The 17,066-nt window shown below is 74.1% G+C and carries 1 protein-coding gene and 1 pseudogene; both read left to right on the top strand.

Translation table 11 applies throughout. The annotated features are described in order from the left end of the window. The first annotated feature begins 68 nt into the window (after positions 1 to 68). Positions 69 to 11,258 carry a type I polyketide synthase gene (locus NX801_RS06565; protein ID WP_309505793.1) on the top strand — a complete coding sequence of 3,730 codons (11,190 nt, stop codon included), beginning with the start codon at positions 69 to 71 and terminating at the stop codon, positions 11,256 to 11,258. Positions 11,259 to 11,320: 62 nt separating this feature from the next. Further along, positions 11,321 to 16,891: pseudogene (locus tag NX801_RS06560) on the top strand (SDR family NAD(P)-dependent oxidoreductase); the annotation flags it as partial. Positions 16,892 to 17,066 lie beyond the last annotated feature (175 nt).

Below are 17,066 nucleotides of genomic sequence, written 5' to 3'. Positions count from 1 at the left end.
TCCGGTGCGTCCCGGGAGGCCCCTTGCCGAATTCCGCTAAGTCTTCGCAAGGGTGAGGGACGATTTCGGTGGCGAACGAGGACAAGCTCCGCTATTTCCTGAAGCGAGTCACCGCAGACCTCCAGGAGACCCGGCGGCGCCTTCGTGACCATGAGGACGCCGCCGGGGAGCCGGTGGCCATCATCGGGATGAGCTGCCGTTACCCCGGAGGGGTCGACTCGCCCGAGGATCTGTGGGAGTTGGTCGCCTCCGGCCGGGACGCCGTCACGGAGTTCCCCGCCGACCGGGGCTGGGACCTGGAGGCGCTGTACGACCCCGACCCGGAGGCGCGGGGGACCAGTTACGCCCGCGAGGGCGCCTTCCTGCGGGACCTGGCGCGGTTCGACGCCGGCCTCTTCGGGATCTCGCCCCGCGAGGCGCTCGCCATGGACCCCCAGCAGCGACTGCTGCTTGAGACGTCCTGGGAGCTCTTCGAACGGGCCGGCATCGACGCCGCCTCGCTCGCGGGGAGCCGGACCGGGGTGTTCGCCGGAATGATGAACCACGAGTTCCTCGCCGCGCTCCAGAACTCGCCCGAGGATCTGGAGGGTTACCTCGGCACGGGCACCTCGGGCAGTGTCGCCTCCGGCCGGGTCGCCTACACCTTCGGCCTCGAAGGGCCGGCCGTGACGGTCGACACGGCGTGCTCGTCCTCGCTGGTCGCCCTGCACCTGGCCGTACAGGCGCTGCGCAACGGCGAGTGCTCGCTGGCCGTCGCGGGCGGTGTCACCGCGATGGTCGGCCCCGCCACCTTCGTCGGCTTCAGCAGGCAGCGCGGGCTGGCTCCCGACGGCCGCTGCAAGGCGTTCGCCGCCGGTGCCGACGGTACGGGCTGGGGCGAGGGCGCCGGACTGCTCCTGGTGGAGCGCCTCTCGGACGCCCGCCGCAACGGACACCAGGTGCTCGCGGTCGTTCGGGGCTCCGCCGTCAACCAGGACGGCGCCTCCAACGGCCTGACCGCCCCCAACGGCCCCTCGCAGCAACGGGTGATCCGCCAGGCCCTGGCCACCGCGCGACTGACCGCCGCAGAGATCGACGCGGTGGAGGCGCACGGCACGGGCACCCGGCTGGGCGATCCGATCGAGGCGCAGGCGCTGCTCGCCACCTACGGCCGGGAACACTCCGGCGACCGGCCGCTGTGGCTGGGCTCGATCAAGTCGAACATCGGCCACACCCAGGCCGCGGCCGGTGTGGCGGGTGTCATCAAGATGGTCATGGCGATGCGCCACGGCCAACTGCCGCCCACTCTGCACGTCGACGCGCCCTCCCCGCACGTGGACTGGTCGGCGGGCGGCGTGCGGCTGCTGACCGAGCCGGCCCCCTGGCCGGCCTCGGACCAGCCGCGCCGGGCCGGTGTCTCCTCCTTCGGAATCAGCGGCACCAACGCACACACGATCATCGAGGAAGCCCCGTCGGCCGAAACCTTTCCCCAGGACACCGAGGCGCCGGAGCTCTCGGAGGCCGCAGAGGCCGGGAGGATTCCTGTCGGCTCGGGAGAGATGCCGGCGGAGGCCTCGGGGGCGACCCCGAAGGAGGACGGGAAGGCGGCGGAGAGCGTGCGCCCGGCCGAGGGCGGACCGGTGCCATGGGTCGTCTCGGGCAAGACCGAGGCGGCCCTGCGCGCGCAGGCCGAGCGCCTGCTGCCCTGGGCGGACGCGGAGGTCTCGCCGCGGGACGTGGCGTTCTCGCTCGCCACGACCCGCACGGCTCTGGAACACCGCGCGGTGGTGCGGGGCGAGACCCCGGCCGAACTCGCCGAAGGACTGCGGGCGGTGGCCGCCGGCTCCCCGGCCGTGAATGTGTCGCACGGCCAGTCCGGCACCGGCGGCCGTGTCGCCTTCCTCTTCTCGGGCCAGGGGTCGCAGCGGCTGGGTATGGGGCGCGAGTTGTACGAGGCGTTCCCCGTGTTCGCTGAGGCGTACGACGAGGTGTGCGCACTTCTGGATGCGGTGATCGATGTCGATTCGGAGGAACTGCACCGGACGGGGTCGGCTCAGCCCGCTCTGTTCGCGGTTGAGGTGGCGTTGTTCCGGTTGTTGGAGTCGTGGGGTGTTCGGCCGGATTTCGTGGCGGGTCATTCGGTGGGGGAGGTCGCGGCCGCTCATGTGGCGGGGGTGTTGTCGCTGGAGGATGCGGCACGGTTGGTGTCGGCGCGGGCTGCGTTGATGCAGGGGTTGCCGGGTGGTGGGGCGATGGTGGCGGTAGAGGCGGCCGAGGAGGAGGTGCTGCCGCTGCTGACGGAGGGGGTCGGGGTGGCGGCGGTCAATGGGCCTCGGTCGGTGGTGATCTCCGGCGCTGAGGACGCGGTTGACGCGCTTGCGGAGTCCTTCCGGGAGCAGGGGCGTAGGACGAGCCGTCTGAAGGTGAGTCATGCGTTTCATTCGCCGTTGATGGAGCCGATGTCGGCGGAGTTCGGCCGGGTGGTGGCCGGGCTGACGTATCACGAGCCCCGGATTCCGGTGGTGTCCAACCTGACGGGTGCGGTGGCGGAGTCGTACACCGCCGACTACTGGGTGCGGCACGTCCGGGAGGCGGTGCGCTTCGCGGACGGGGTACGGACCCTGCATGGGCTGGGCGTGACGACGTTCGTGGAGGTCGGGCCCGGGGGCGTACTGAGTGCCCTGGCGCAGGGGTGCCTGGACGGCCCTGACAAGGGCGGGGTTGTCGCCATCCCCGCCCTGCGCGCCGACCGCTCCGAGCGGGCCTCGCTTGTCGGCGCGGTCTCCGAACTGCACGTCCAGGGGATCTCACCGGACTGGCACGCCTTCCTCCCCGGTGCCCGGCCCGTCGAACTGCCCACCTACGCCTTCCAGTACGAGCACTACTGGCTCGACCCCGCCCCGGCCGCCCCCGGCGATGTGCGGGCGGCCGGCCTGGGCTCCGCCGACCACCCGCTGCTGGGCGCCGCCGTCTCGCTGGCCGGCGGGGACGAACGGCTGCTCACCGGCCGGCTGTCCCTGCGTACGCACCCATGGCTGGACGACCATGCCGTGCTCGGCAGCGTGCTGCTGCCGGGTACCGCGTTCGTCGAACTGGCCGTCCGTGCCGCCGACGAGGCCGGCTGTGAGCTGCTGGAGGAACTCACCCTGGAGGCGCCCCTCGTGATCCCCGAGCGGGGTGGCGTGGCGGTCCAGGTCTGGGTCGGGGCCGACGACGGCTCCGGGCGCCGGCCGCTGACCGTGCACGCACGCCCCGAGGGCGACGATGATCTGGCGTGGGTGCGGCACGCAACCGGTCATGTCGCCGAGGCGGCGGGCGATCCGGCCGCCGGTCCGGGGCTCGCGGTGTGGCCGCCGGAGGGCTCCGAGCCGGTCGACCTCGACGGCTTCTACGACCAACTGGCGTCGCTCGGCCTGGAGTACGGCCCGGCGTTCCGTGGGCTGCGGAGCGTCTGGCGGGCGGGCGAGGAGATCTTCGCCGAGGTCACCCTCCCCGACGGCACGGACACCGGCTCCTTCCTGCTGCACCCGGCCCTCCTGGACGCGGCGCTGCACGCGCTCGGCGCGAGCGGTAGGGACGACGCCGGCGGGGCGGGTGGCCCCGGCGGTACGGACAACGCCGGCGGGGCGGGTGGCCCCGGCGCTACAGCCGGTACGGCCGGTACGGCCGCCACAGGCGGTTTCCCCGGGGCGGCGGAGGACGGGCCGCTGCTGCCGTTCGCCTGGTCCGGGGTGTCCGTCCGGGCCACGGGCGCGTCCACCGTACGGGTGCGGCTGGCGCCGGCCGGCCGGGGCGCGGTCTCCCTGCTCATGGCCGACGCCGCCGGTGAGCCGGTGGCATCCGTGCGGTCGCTGACGCTCCGCCCTATGTCGGCGGGGCAGCTCCGCGAGCACTCCGCCGACGCGATGTTCGGCATCGAGTGGGCGCCGCTGCCCCTGCCCTCCGGCGGCGCGGACGGACCGGTGATCGCGTACGTCCCCGATCTCGCCGCTCCGGGCGCCGCCGGGGAGCTGTCGCGGTCGGACGTGGTGGTCGTCCCGTGCCCCGACGGCCCGGAAGGGCCTCCCGAGGCCGAGCGGGTGCGCGCGGTCACCACCGAGGTGCTGCGGCTGCTCCAGCGGTGGCAGGCCGAGGACCGGGCGCCTCGCCTGGTGCTGGTGGCGCGCTGCGACGACCTCGCCCATGCCGCCGCGGGCGGACTGGTGCGCTCGGCCCAGGCCGAGAACCCCGGCCGCATCGTGTTGCTGGAGACCGACCGCCCGGCCGACGTGACCGGGCTCGTACCCGGGGTCGTGCTGTCGGGTGAGCCCCATGTGGCCGTCCGGGACGGGGAGGCCCGCGCACCGCGCCTGGTCCGTGCCGCGGGCGCCGACCAGGCGGCGACCGGGGACGCGGCCTCCGGGGCGTCGGCGGACACGGCCTCCGGTCCCGGGGAGACCGCCGACGCCTCCGGTCGCCTCGGCACCGTGCTGCTCACCGGGGCCTCGGGCGCGCTCGGCGGGGCCCTCGCCCGGCACCTGGTGGCCGCACACGGGGTGCGCAGGCTGCTGCTCGTCAGCCGCCGGGGTGCCGAGGCCCCGGGCGCGGAAGACCTGGCGGACGAACTCGCCGCGCTGGGAGCCGAGGCGACCTGGGCCGCCTGTGACGCCGCCGACCGTGACGCGCTCGCCCGGCTGCTGGCCGGCACCCGGGTCGACACCGTGGTGCACACCGCCGGAGTGCTGGACGACGGAGTGATCGCCGCGCTGACCCCGGAGCGCCTGGACGCCGTCCTGAGGCCCAAGTCCGACGCCGTACTCAATCTGCATGAACTCACCGACGCGAGCACGAGGTTGCTGCTGTTCTCCTCCGCCGCCGGCACCTTCGGCAATCCCGGCCAGGGCAACTACGCCGCCGCCAACGCCTTCCTGGACGCCTTCGCCCGGCACCGCCGTGCCCAGGGCCGGCCCACCATCTCGCTGGCCTGGGGCCCCTGGGAGCAGGCGGGCGCCATGGCCGACGCCCTCGACGCGGCGGGCCGGTCACGGATGGCGCGCTCCGGGGTGCTGCCGCTCTCCACCGAGGACGGGCTCCGGCTGTTCGACGCGGCGCTCGACTCGGACCGGTCCGTCCTCGTACCGGTCCGGCTGGACACCACCGCGCTGCGGAACCGGCCGGCCGGGCCCGTACCGGCACTGCTGCGCGGACTCGTACGCGTCCCCGATCGCGGCACCGCCCGGCGCGCCGCCGCCGGAGCACCGGCCGACCGGCTCGCGGGACTCTCGGGGCTCGCGGGGCTCTCCGGGGACGAGCGCGACGAAGCCGTGCTGGACCTGATCCGGACCGAGGTCGCCACCGTACTGGGGCACTCCTCGTCACGGGCGATCCAGCCCGCACACGCCTTCCAGGACCTGGGGTTCGACTCGCTGACGGCCGTGGAACTGCGCAACCGGCTCGCCACCGCCACCGGCCTGCGGCTGCCCGCCACGCTGGTCTTCGACCACCCCACCCCCGCCGCCCTGGCCCGGCACATCGGCACCGAACTGCTCGGCGAAGCCCCGGCCACCGCGCCCGCCACCACGGAACGCCGTTCCCCGGCCGGCGCCGACGAGCCGATCGCCATCGTCGGCATGAGCTGCCGACTGCCCGGCGGGGTGCGCTCACCGGAGGACCTGTGGCGGCTGGTGTCCTCCGGCCGGGATGCCATCTCCGGGTTCCCGGTGGACCGTGGCTGGGACATCGAGGCGCTGTACGACCCCGATCCCGAGCACCCCGGCACGACCTACGCCCGCGACGGCGGCTTCCTGTACGAGGCGGCCGACTTTGACGCCGGCTTCTTCGGCATCTCGCCGCGTGAGGCGCTGGCGATGGACCCGCAGCAGCGGCTGCTGCTGGAGGCGTCCTGGGAGGCGTTCGAGGGGGCCGGGATCGACCCGGCGACGGTGCGCGGCAGCCGCACCGGCGTCTTCACCGGCCTGATGTACCACGACTACGGTCAGGGACCGCGCGAACTGCCCGAGGGCGTCGAGGGACTGCTCACCACCGGGGGCTCCGGCAGTGTCGCCTCCGGCCGGGTGGCCTACACCTTCGGTCTGGAGGGTCCGGCGGTCACGATCGACACGGCCTGTTCGTCGTCGTTGGTGGCGTTGCATCTGGCGGTGCAGTCGCTGCGCAGTGGTGAGTGCTCGATGGCGCTGGCCGGTGGTGTGACCGTGATGGCCGGTCCGAGTGTGTTTGTGGAGTTCAGCCGGCAGCGCGGGCTGTCGCCGGACGGCCGGTGCAAGGCGTTCGGCGCCGGGGCCGATGGCACCGGCTGGGGCGAGGGCGTGGGCATGCTCCTGGTGGAGCGGCTCTCCGACGCCCGGCGTTATGGCCACCAGGTACTGGCGGTGGTGCGGGGGAGTGCGGTCAATCAGGATGGGGCGTCGAATGGGCTGACGGCGCCGAATGGTCCTGCTCAGCAGCGGGTGATCCGGGGGGCGTTGGCCTCGGCCGGGTTGGTGTCGGGTGATGTCGATGTGGTGGAGGCGCATGGCACGGGGACGACGCTGGGTGATCCGATCGAGGCCCAGGCGCTGCTGGCGACCTATGGTCAGGAGCGGTCGGAGGGCCGGCCGCTCTGGCTGGGGTCGCTGAAGTCGAATATCGGTCACACTCAGGCGGCTGCCGGGGTGGCGGGTGTGATCAAGATGGTGATGGCGATGCGCCACGGCGTGCTGCCACCGACTCTGCATGCGGCGGAGCCTTCGCCGCATGTGGACTGGTCGGCCGGTGAGGTCCGGCTGCTGACCGAGGCGGTGGAATGGCGGCCGGAGGCGGGCCACCCGCGCCGGGCGGCGGTCTCATCCTTCGGCGTCAGCGGCACCAACGCCCACACCATCATCGAGCAGGCACCGCCGGTGGCCGTCGAGAAGTCCCGGGAGGCTGCTGCCGACGGCCCTTTGCCCTGGGTGCTCTCCGGCAGGACCGAGGCGGCACTGCGCGCCCAAGCCGCCCGACTGGCCTCCTTCCTGGCCGATACCGACACCGACACCGATGCCGGCACTGACGGCGCCCCGGCCGCCCCGGCGGCGGTCGATCTGGCCTACTCGCTGGCCACCACCAGGGCGGCCTTCGAACACCGGGCCGTGGTCGTCGCGGACACCCCCGAGGGCCTCCAGCAGGGGCTGACCGGGCTCGCGGGCGGCTGGACCCCGCCGGGCGTGGTGACCGGCTCCGCCCGCCCGGGCGGCGCCAAGACCGTCTTCGTCTTCCCGGGCCAGGGCTCCCAGTGGACGGGCATGGCCGCCGAACTGCTGGACACCTCACCGGTCTTCCGCGACCGGATCGAAGCCTGCGAACGGGCCCTCGCGCCTCATGTGGACTGGTCGCTGACGGAGGTGCTGCGCGGTACGTCCGACGCCGAGCAGGACCGGGTGGATGTGCTCCAGCCGGTGCTGTGGGCGATGACGATCGCGCTGGCCGAGGTGTGGCGCGCCTTCGGAGTGACGCCCGCCGCCGTCGTCGGACACTCCCAGGGCGAGGTCTCGGCGGCGGTGATCGCCGGGGCGCTCTCCCTGGAGGACGCGGCACGCATCGTGGCGCGCCGCAGCCTCGCGGTGCTCGAACTCCAGGGCCGTGGCGGCATGGTCTCGGTGACCCTCCCGGACGAGGCGGCGCGGGAACTGGTCGGCCGGTGGTCCGGACGCCTCGGTGTCGGTGCCGTGAACGGACCCGGATCCGTCGTGGTCTCCGGCGACACCGACGCCCTGGACGAACTCCTCGCGCACTGCGCCGAAGAGGGGATTCAGGCCCGTAAGGTCGCCGTCGACTACGCCGCGCACTCGCCACAGATCGAACGGGTCGAAGCGCGGGCCCGAGAGGGATTCGCCGGCATCGACGCCCTCTCCGGCGCCGTACCCTTCTACTCCACGGTGACCGGCGGGAAACTGGACCCGGCCGAACTCGGCTCCGGCTACTGGTACCGCAATATGCGGGGGACCGTACGCTTCCATGACGCGATCCGGGCCGCCCTGGCCGACGGGCACGACACCTTCATCGAAGTCAGCCCGCACGCCGTACAGTTGGCGGGCATCCAGGACGCCATCGAGGCCGCGGGTGCCGAGGCCGTGGCCGTCCCGACGCTGCGCCGGGGCGACGGCGGCCGTCATCGGCTGCTGATGTCGCTGGCCCTGGCTCACGCGCACGGCGTCGGTGTCGACTGGGACGCCGTCCTGCCGGGCGCGCGCCCGGTGGATCTTCCGACGTACGCCTTCCAGCACGAGCGGTACTGGCTGGAGGCGGGCGCCCCGGCCGGTGACGTGACGGTGGCCGGGCTGGACGCCGCCGACCATCCGCTCCTGGGCGCGGCGGTGGAACTGCCCGACGCCGGAGGCCATTTGCTGACCGGACTGCTCTCCCTGCGCACGCAGCCCTGGCTGGCCGACCACGCGGTGCTGGGCGCGGTACTGCTCCCGGGCACGGCGTTCGTGGAACTGGCCGCCCATGCGGCGGCCGAGACCGGCTGCGACAGGGTGGACGAACTCACCCTGGAGGCGCCGCTGGTACTGCCCGAACAGGGCGGCGTCGCGGTCCAGGTCCTGGTGGGCGCACCGGACGACTCCGGCCGTCGCCCGCTGAGCGTGCACTCGCGCGCCGGGGAGGGCCCCTGGCTCCGTAACGCCACCGGCGCCCTCGCCGTGGGCGGCTCCGCCTCCGGTACCGAGCTGAGCGACTGGCCCCCGGCCGGCGCGCGACCGGTGGACCTGGACGGTTTCTACGAACGGCTGGCCGACCTCGGTCTGAGCTACGGCCCACTCTTCCAGGGGCTGCGTGCCGTCTGGCGCGGCGGCGACGACGCGGTCTACGCCGAACTGGCCCTCGACGGTGCGGACCGGCCGGGTGCGGATGCCTTCGGTGTGCACCCGGCGCTGCTCGACTCCGCGCTGCACGCGCTGGGCGCGGGCGGCCTGGTTCCGGCGGCCGACGGACCCCTGCTGCCCTTCGCCTGGTCCGGTGTCACGGTGCACCGGACCGGGGCGTCCGCCCTGCGGGTACGGCTCTCCCGGGCCGGCGAGGACGCGATACGGCTGGAGGCCGCCGACGGCTCGGGCCGGCCCGTCGCGTCGGTGGAGTCGCTGACGCTGCGCCCGGTCTCGGCCGACCAGCTGCGGACCGGCTCCCGGGACTCCCTGTTCGCCCTGGAGTGGACGCCGCTCACCGATCCGGGCCGGGCCGGAGCCGGGTCCGGTACCAAGTCCGGCTCCGGGGCCGAAGTTCCGGCCGTACGGGTCTACGACGACATCGCCGCCCTTCGCTCCGCCCCGGCGACGGGCACGCCCGCGGACACGGGCACGCCTCCGGAGGCGGGTGCGGACGCGGACACGGACACGGGCACGCCTCCGGAGGCGGGTGCGGACACGGAGGGGGAGGCGGACGCCGTGGTCGTACGGTGCCCGATCGGCTCGGGCGACCCGGGCGCCTCGGCTTCCGACGGCGAACGGGTCCGCGACGTGCTGGCCGAGGTGCTCGGGCTGGTGCAGTGGTGGCTGGCCGAGGACCGAGCGACCCGGCTGGTGCTGGTCACCCGGGGCGCGGTCACCGCCGGTGCGGGCCCGGCGGACGACGGCCCGGCCCGGACCGTCTCGGCCCAGCACATCCTCGTACCGGATCCGGTGCAGGCGGCCGTATGGGGTCTGGTCCGCTCGGCACAGTCGGAGCACCCCGACCGCATCGTCCTCCTCGACACCGAGGAGTACGACGAGGGGGACGGCCTCGGAGAGAGCCCCGGGGACGGCGCCGGGGCCCCTGACCCGAACGGCGCCGGAGGCACCCACAGGGACGGTTCCGGAGCCGCCGACCGGGACGGCGGCTGGTGGCGGGGCGCGGCGGCGGCCGTCCCCCGGCTCCTCGCCTCCGGGGAGCCACAGGCGGCACTGCGCGGCGAGACACTGCTGCTGCCCCGGCTCGTCAGGGCCGCCCCCGACGCCGCGGCGAGTGCCCCGGACTTCGGCACCGGGACGGTGCTGGTGACCGGCGCGTCCGGTGCCCTGGGCGGACTCGTCGCCCGGCACCTCGTCGCTGAACACGGTGTGCGCGGCCTGCTGTTGCTGAGCCGGCGTGGTGCGGAGGCGGCCGGCGCGGGTGAGCTGGAGGCCGAACTGATCGCGGGTGGCGCGGAGGTGCGCTGGGCCGCGTGTGACGCGGCCGATCGGGAGGCTCTCGCCGGGGTGCTGGCCGGTACGCCGGTGACGGCCGTGGTGCATACGGCAGGTGTCCTGGACGACGGGGTGATCGGCTCGCTCACCCCGGAACGCCTGGACGCGGTGCTGCGGCCCAAGGTGGACGCGGTGCTCAACCTCCACGAACTGGCCGGCGAGGTGTCGGCGTTCATCGTCTTCTCCTCGCTCGCGGGCACGCTCGGGACTCCCGGCCAGGCCAACTACGCGGCGGCCAATGCCTTCCTGGATGCCTTCGCCCGGCGCCGCGCCATGCGGGGACTCCCCGCGGTGTCGCTGCCCTGGGGCCTGTGGCGGCGGACCGGCGCCATGACCGAGGAACTCGGCGGAGCGGACCGGACCCGGCTTGCGCGCGGCGGTGTGCTGCCGCTCTCCGACGCGGACGGCCTCGAACTCCTCGATTCCGCGCTCGCGTCGCGGCAGGCCCTGGTGGTGCCGGCCCGGCTGGACCTCGCCGCCCTGCGGAACGCGACCGCCCCGGTGCCGCCGCTGCTGCGGGGGCTCGTCGGCGGCCGGCCGCGGCGCCCGGAACGGGCGGGCTCCGTACCGCTGGCGGAGCGACTCGCGGACCTCCCCGGGAGGGAGCGCGAGGAAGCGGTCCTGAACCTGGTCCGCTCCGAGGTCGCCGCCGTCCTCGGGCACGGCTCGGGCAAGTCCGTCCAGGCCGAACGGGCCTTTGGCGACCTGGGCTTCGACTCGCTCACCTCGGTGGAGCTCCGCAACCGGATGAACCGGGCCACCGGGCTCCGGCTGCCCGCGACGCTGGTCTTCGATCATCCGACGCCCGCCGCGCTGGCGCAGCGGGTGCTGAAGGACCTCCCCGTCGGCGCGGGCGGGACGGCGTCGGCCCTCGACGAGCTGGACCGCCTCACCGCCGTCCTGGACGGCGCCGGGGCGGAGGGCGTGGACAACGTCACCCGAACCAGGATCACCATGCGTCTCGCCGCTCTGCTCGCCCGCTGGAACGGGGACGAACAGGCCGATCCGGGAGTCTCCGGCGGAGCCGGGGGCGAAGACGACCTCAGCTCGGCGAGCGACGAGGAGCTGTACGAGCTTCTCGACGACGAACTCGGCATCTCCTGAACCGCACAGGCCAAAAGGGGCGGGCAACACCGATGGCAACACCGATGATGAACGAAGACAAGCTCCGGGACTACCTCAAGCGGGCCACCACCGACCTGCGCCAGGCCCGGCGGCGGGTGCGCGAGCTGGAGGCCCGCGACCAGGAGCCGGTCGCGATCGTGGGCATGAGCTGCCGGTTCCCCGGCGGCGTCAACTCCCCTGATGACCTGTGGCAGTTGCTGGACGCGGGGCGCGACGCGATCTCATCGTTCCCCGAGAACCGCGGCTGGGACGTGGACGCGCTCTACGACCCCGACCCCGAGCGGCCCGGCAAGGTCTACACCCGGCACGGCGGCTTCCTCCATGACGCGGCCGGGTTCGACGCGGACTTCTTCGGGATCTCGCCGCGCGAGGCGCTGGCGATGGACCCCCAGCAGCGGCTGCTCCTGGAGACCGCCTGGGAGGCCTTCGAGCACGCGCGCATCGACCCCGCCTCCCTCAAGGGGAGCCGCACCGGGGTCTTCACCGGTCTGATGTACCACGACTACGGCTTCACGCCCGGTGTCCTCCCCGAAGGGGTCGAAGGGCTGCTCAGCACCGGCAACTCCGGCAGCGTCGCCTCCGGGCGCATCGCCTACACCCTCGGCTTCGAGGGCCCGGCGGTCACCGTCGACACCGCCTGCTCGTCCTCGCTGGTCGCCCTGCACCTCGCCGTACGGGCGCTGCGCGCCGGTGAGTGCTCCATGGCGCTCGCCGGCGGGGTCACGGTCATGGCGGGCCCGAGCGCGTTCATCGAGTTCAGCCGGCAACGCGGACTCGCCCCCGACGGCCGCTGCAAGTCCTTCGCGGCGGCGGCGGACGGCGCCGCATGGTCCGAAGGCGCCGGGCTGCTGCTGGTGGAGCGGCTCCGGGACGCCCAGCGGCTGGGCCACCGGGTGCTCGCGGTCGTCCGGGGCAGCGCGGTGAACCAGGACGGTGCCTCCAACGGCCTGACCGCGCCCAACGGTCCTTCCCAACAGCGCGTGATCCTCGAGGCGCTGGCCGACGCCCGGTTGTCCGGCGAAGAGGTCGACGCCGTCGAAGCGCACGGCACGGGTACGAGCCTCGGTGACCCGATCGAGGCGCAGGCACTGCTGGCGACCTACGGACAGGATCGCGGGCGGCCGCTGCTGGTCGGCTCGCTGAAGTCGAACCTCGGCCATACGCAGGCCGCGGCGGGGGTCGCCGGCGTGATGAAAATGGTGCTGGCGATGCGGAACGGAGTGCTGCCGCGGACACTGCACGTGGACCGGCCCACCCCGCGGGTCGACTGGTCGGCCGGCGCGGTCGAGCTGCTGACCGAGCCGGCCGGCTGGCCGGAGTCGGACCAGCCGCGCCGGGCCGGTGTCTCCTCCTTCGGGATCAGTGGTACCAACGCCCATGTCGTCATCGAGCAGGCCCCCGTCCCGGCGGCGGAGGAGCCGGCGAACGCCCCGGCTGACGACCCGGCTGCGGGAGCGCCGCGGGCGCGGACCCCGGCCGTGCTGCCGTGGGTGCTCTCCGCAAAGACCGGAGAGGCGCTGCGCGAGCAGGCCCGGCGCCTGCTGAAGGCGGTGGACACCATGGCGGCGCCACCGGCCGATGTGGGCTACTCGCTGGCGACCACCCGATCCGCACTGGATCACCGGGCCGTGGTCGTCGGCGCCGACTTGGCCGAGCTGCGAGCGGGGCTGGAGGCCCTGGCGGCAGGGGAGTCGGCCGGCGATGTGGTCGGGGGGCGTGTTCTCCCGGCGGGCAAGGTCGGGTTTCTGTTCTCGGGACAGGGTGCGCAGCGGATCGGCATGGGGCGCGAGTTGTATGACGCGTTCCCGGTATTCGCGGAGGCGTACGACGAGGTGTGCGCGCGGCTGGACGCTCCGGTCGATGTCGCCGCCGACACCCTGAATCAGACGGGGTCGGCTCAACCCGCCCTGTTCGCGGTTGAGGTGGCGTTGTTCCGGTTGTTGGAGTCGTGGGGTGTTCGGCCGGATTTTGTGGCGGGTCATTCGGTGGGGGAGGTCGCGGCCGCTCATGTGGCGGGGGTGTTGTCGCTGGAGGACGCGGCCGCGTTGGTGTCGGCGCGGGCTCGGTTGATGCAGGCGCTGCCGGGCGGCGGGGCGATGGTGGCGGTGGAGGCGGCCGAGGAGGAGGTGCTGCCGTATCTGACGGACGAGGTCGGGGTCGCGGCGGTCAACGGCCCTCGGTCGGTGGTGGTTTCGGGTGCCGAGGAGGCCGTGGCGGAGATCGCTGAGCTCTTCGCCCGGCAGGGTCGTAGGACCAGTCGTCTCCAGGTGAGCCATGCGTTCCATTCGCCGTTGATGGAGCCGATGTTGGCGGAGTTCGGCCGGGTGGTGGCCGGGCTGACGTATCACGAGCCCCGTATTCCGGTGGTGTCCAACCTGACGGGCGGGCTGGCGGAGCCGTACACGCCGGAGTACTGGGTGCGGCATGTCCGGGAGGCGGTGCGTTTCGCGGACGGGGTACGGACCCTGCACGAGCTGGGGGTCACCACCTTCCTGGAGATCGGGCCCGGAGGCGTACTGAGCGCACTGGCCCAGGGATGCCTGGATGACGTGGACGAGAACGGGAACGTGGACGAGGCCGGGATCGTCGCCGTCCCCGCGCTGCGCGCCGACCGCCCGGAGCCGTACGCGGTCGTCGCCGCCCTGGGCCGGTTGCACACCCATGGGACCTCGCCGGACTGGCGAGCGCTCTTCCCGGGTGCTCGGCAGGTCGATCTGCCGACGTATGCCTTCCAGCGCGAGCGCTTCTGGCTCAAGGGCACGGCCGCGCTCGATGTCTCCTCGGCGGGCCTGGACTCCGCCGGCCACCCGCTGCTCGGCGCGATGGTGGAGACCGCCGGGGGAGCGGACCTGCTCTTCACCGGCCGGCTCTCCCCGGCCGACCCGCCCTGGATCGCGGAAGCCCAGGTCGGCGGCGTGCCGGTGCTGCCGGTTGCCGCGTTCGTGGAACTCGTCCTGCACGCGGGCCGACAGGCAGGATTCCCGCACCTGGAACACCTGCACCTGGACGCCCCGCTGGTGCTGGCGGACCAGGGTGCCGTACGCGTCCAGGTGCAGATCGGCGCGGGCGAGGACACCGGCCGGCGGTCGGTACGGGTCTTCAGCCGGACCGCCTCCGGGAGCGCCGGCGAACCATGGGTCTCCCATGTCACCGGAGAGCTCTCCCGGGACGCTCCGGCGGCGGAGTTCGACCTGATGAGCTGGCCGCCACCGGGCGCCGAGCCGGTGGACGCCGAGGCCTGCCCGGGGCTGTCCGCCGCCTGGCGCGTCGGGGACGAGCTGTACGCCGAGGCCGTACTGCCTCCGGCGGAGCGGGACCGGGCGGACCGCTACGGGCTCCACCCGGTGCTGCTGGACGCCGCCGTGCGGCTCCACGCCCGGGCCGGGGGCACCGACGGGCTCGGCGAGGTGCTCATGCCGTACGCCTGGAGCGGGGTGTCCGTGCACACCCCGGGGGCCGGAGCCGTACGCATCCGGGTCCGGCCCGCCGGCGGCGGTGCGGTGGCCGTGGAACTGGCCGACGCCGACGGCGCTCCGGTCGCCTCGGTGGCGTCGGTGCACACCCGTACGGTCTCCCCGCAGCAGGTGCTGGCCTCACGGGTGGCGCACCGGAACTGGATGTTCACGGTCGACTGGGTCGAGCACACCGGGGCACCGGCCACCGGACCGGAGCCCGCCTGGCCCGTCCTCGACGGTGAGGACCCGGCCGCCGCTCTCGCCGCGCTCCGCGAGGCGATCGACGACGGTGCGACCCCGCCCGCCCACGTGCTGCTGCCCTGCGCCCGGGGCGAGGGCCACACCGCCCCGGCGACACGGGCTCTGCTGGCCGGTGTGCTGTCCGCCGTCCAGGAGTGGGTCACCGACGAACGGTTCGGGGACGCGCGGCTGGTGGTGCTGACCCGTGGAGCGGTCGAGCTGCCCGGCGCCGCGCCCGACCCGGCACACACCGCGCTCACCGGACTGGTGAAGTCGGCCCAGGCCGAACACCCGGACCGCCTGCTGCTACTGGACGCGGACGACTCGGTCGCGGGCGGCGCCGTGGGCCCCGCACTCGCGGCGGCGCTCGTCGCCCTGGACGAGCCACAGGCCGCGGTGCGCGGCGGCAAGCTGTTCGTACCGCGTCTCGTTCCGGTCGCCGCGCCGGAGACCCCCGATGCCCCGGAGGGCCGGGACGCCCCGGACGCCGGCCCCGATGGTCCGGCGTGGGATCCCGAGGGGACCGTGCTGCTCACGGGGGCGACCGGCGGCCTCGGCCAGTCGCTCGCCCGGCACCTCGTGACCGAGCGCGGCGCTCGGCGGCTGCTGCTGGTCAGCCGTCGCGGTGCCACGGCCGACGGAATCGGGGAACTCGTCGCCGAACTCACCGGCTCGGGGACGCACGTGGACGTGGCGGCCTGCGACATCGCGGACCGGAGTGCCCTCGTGGAGCTGCTGGCCTCGGTCCCGGCCGAGCACCCGCTCGTGGCCGTGGTGCACGCGGCGGCGGCCCTGGACGACGGTGTGATCACCGCCCTGACCCCGGAGCGGCTGGACACCGTGCTGCGGCCGAAGGCGGACGGGGCGCTGCATCTGCACGAGCTGACCCGGGACCTGGACCTCTCCGCGTTCGTCCTCTTCTCCTCGCTGGCCGGTGTGCTGGGCGGCGCCGGAGCGGCGGGCTACGCGGCGGCCAACGCGTTCCTGGACGGGCTGGCACGGCAGCGCCGGGCCGCCGGTCTGCCCGGCACCTCGCTGGCCTGGGGCCTGTGGACGGAGAACGGCGGCCTGGGGGACCGGATCACCGACGCCGACCGGGACAGGATGGGCCGCGCCGGAGTCGTACCGTTCACCTCCTCCGAGGGGCTGGCCCTGTTCGACGCCTGCCTCGGCGTGGACCGGCCGGTGGTCGTCCCGGTCCGGCTGGATCTGCCGGGGCTGCGCTCCATGGCCCGGGCCGGCCTGCTCCCGGCGGTCTTCCGCGACCTGGTGGGCGACCCGGGCGGCGCGGCCGGCGCGGCCGCCGCGACCATGGGGCCGCCCGCGCCGGCCCGCCGCCTCGCCGGGCTGCCGGAGGCCGATCAGGAGAAGGCCCTGCTGGACCTGGTGCGCAACCAGGCGGCCGCCGCGCTGGGCCATGCCGACGCGGCCCGGATCGAGCCCGGCACGGCCTTCCGGGACATCGGCTTCGACTCCCTGACGGCGGTGGAGCTCCGCAACCGGCTCAAGGCCGCTACCGGGCTCCGGCTCAAGCCCACCCTGGTCTTCGACCACCCCACCCCGGTCGCGATCGCCCGGTTGCTGCACAAGGAGCTGGTCCTCGACCTCGCCGCCGTGACCCCACCGGTGCTCGACGAACTGGACCGCTTGGAGGCCCAGTTGGCCGCACTCGCTCCGGAGGACGCGGTACGGGACAAGGTGACCGCCCGGCTCAAGGCGCTGCTCTGGAGGTGGACCGACACCCACCGGGACACCGGGACCGGCACCACCGGCACGGCGAACGCCTCCCGCACCGCCGATGTCACCGCTGCCGGCGCCTACTCCGGCCCCGGTCATGACCCCGATCTCGACCGGATCGACGCGGCCACCGACGACGAGATGTTCGACCTCATCGACCGCGAGCTCGGCTCGCTCTGACTCATTCGGCGGATCCGACGGATCGCTGGCGGATCGCTGGCAGACCTCCGACGGATTTCCGAGGAATCTGCGGCGGATCTTCGCCGGGTCGTCTCCGGCGAACTCTTCGGTTCCTTCGGTTCCTTCGATTCTTTCGGCTCCTTCAGCTTCTCCGACTCTTCGCACGCACTGCTAC

This window comes from Streptomyces pyxinae (assembly GCF_024756275.1).
GTDB classification, from domain to species: domain Bacteria; phylum Actinomycetota; class Actinomycetes; order Streptomycetales; family Streptomycetaceae; genus Streptomyces; species Streptomyces pyxinae.
This window is presented reverse-complemented; position numbering and strand designations above follow the sequence as displayed.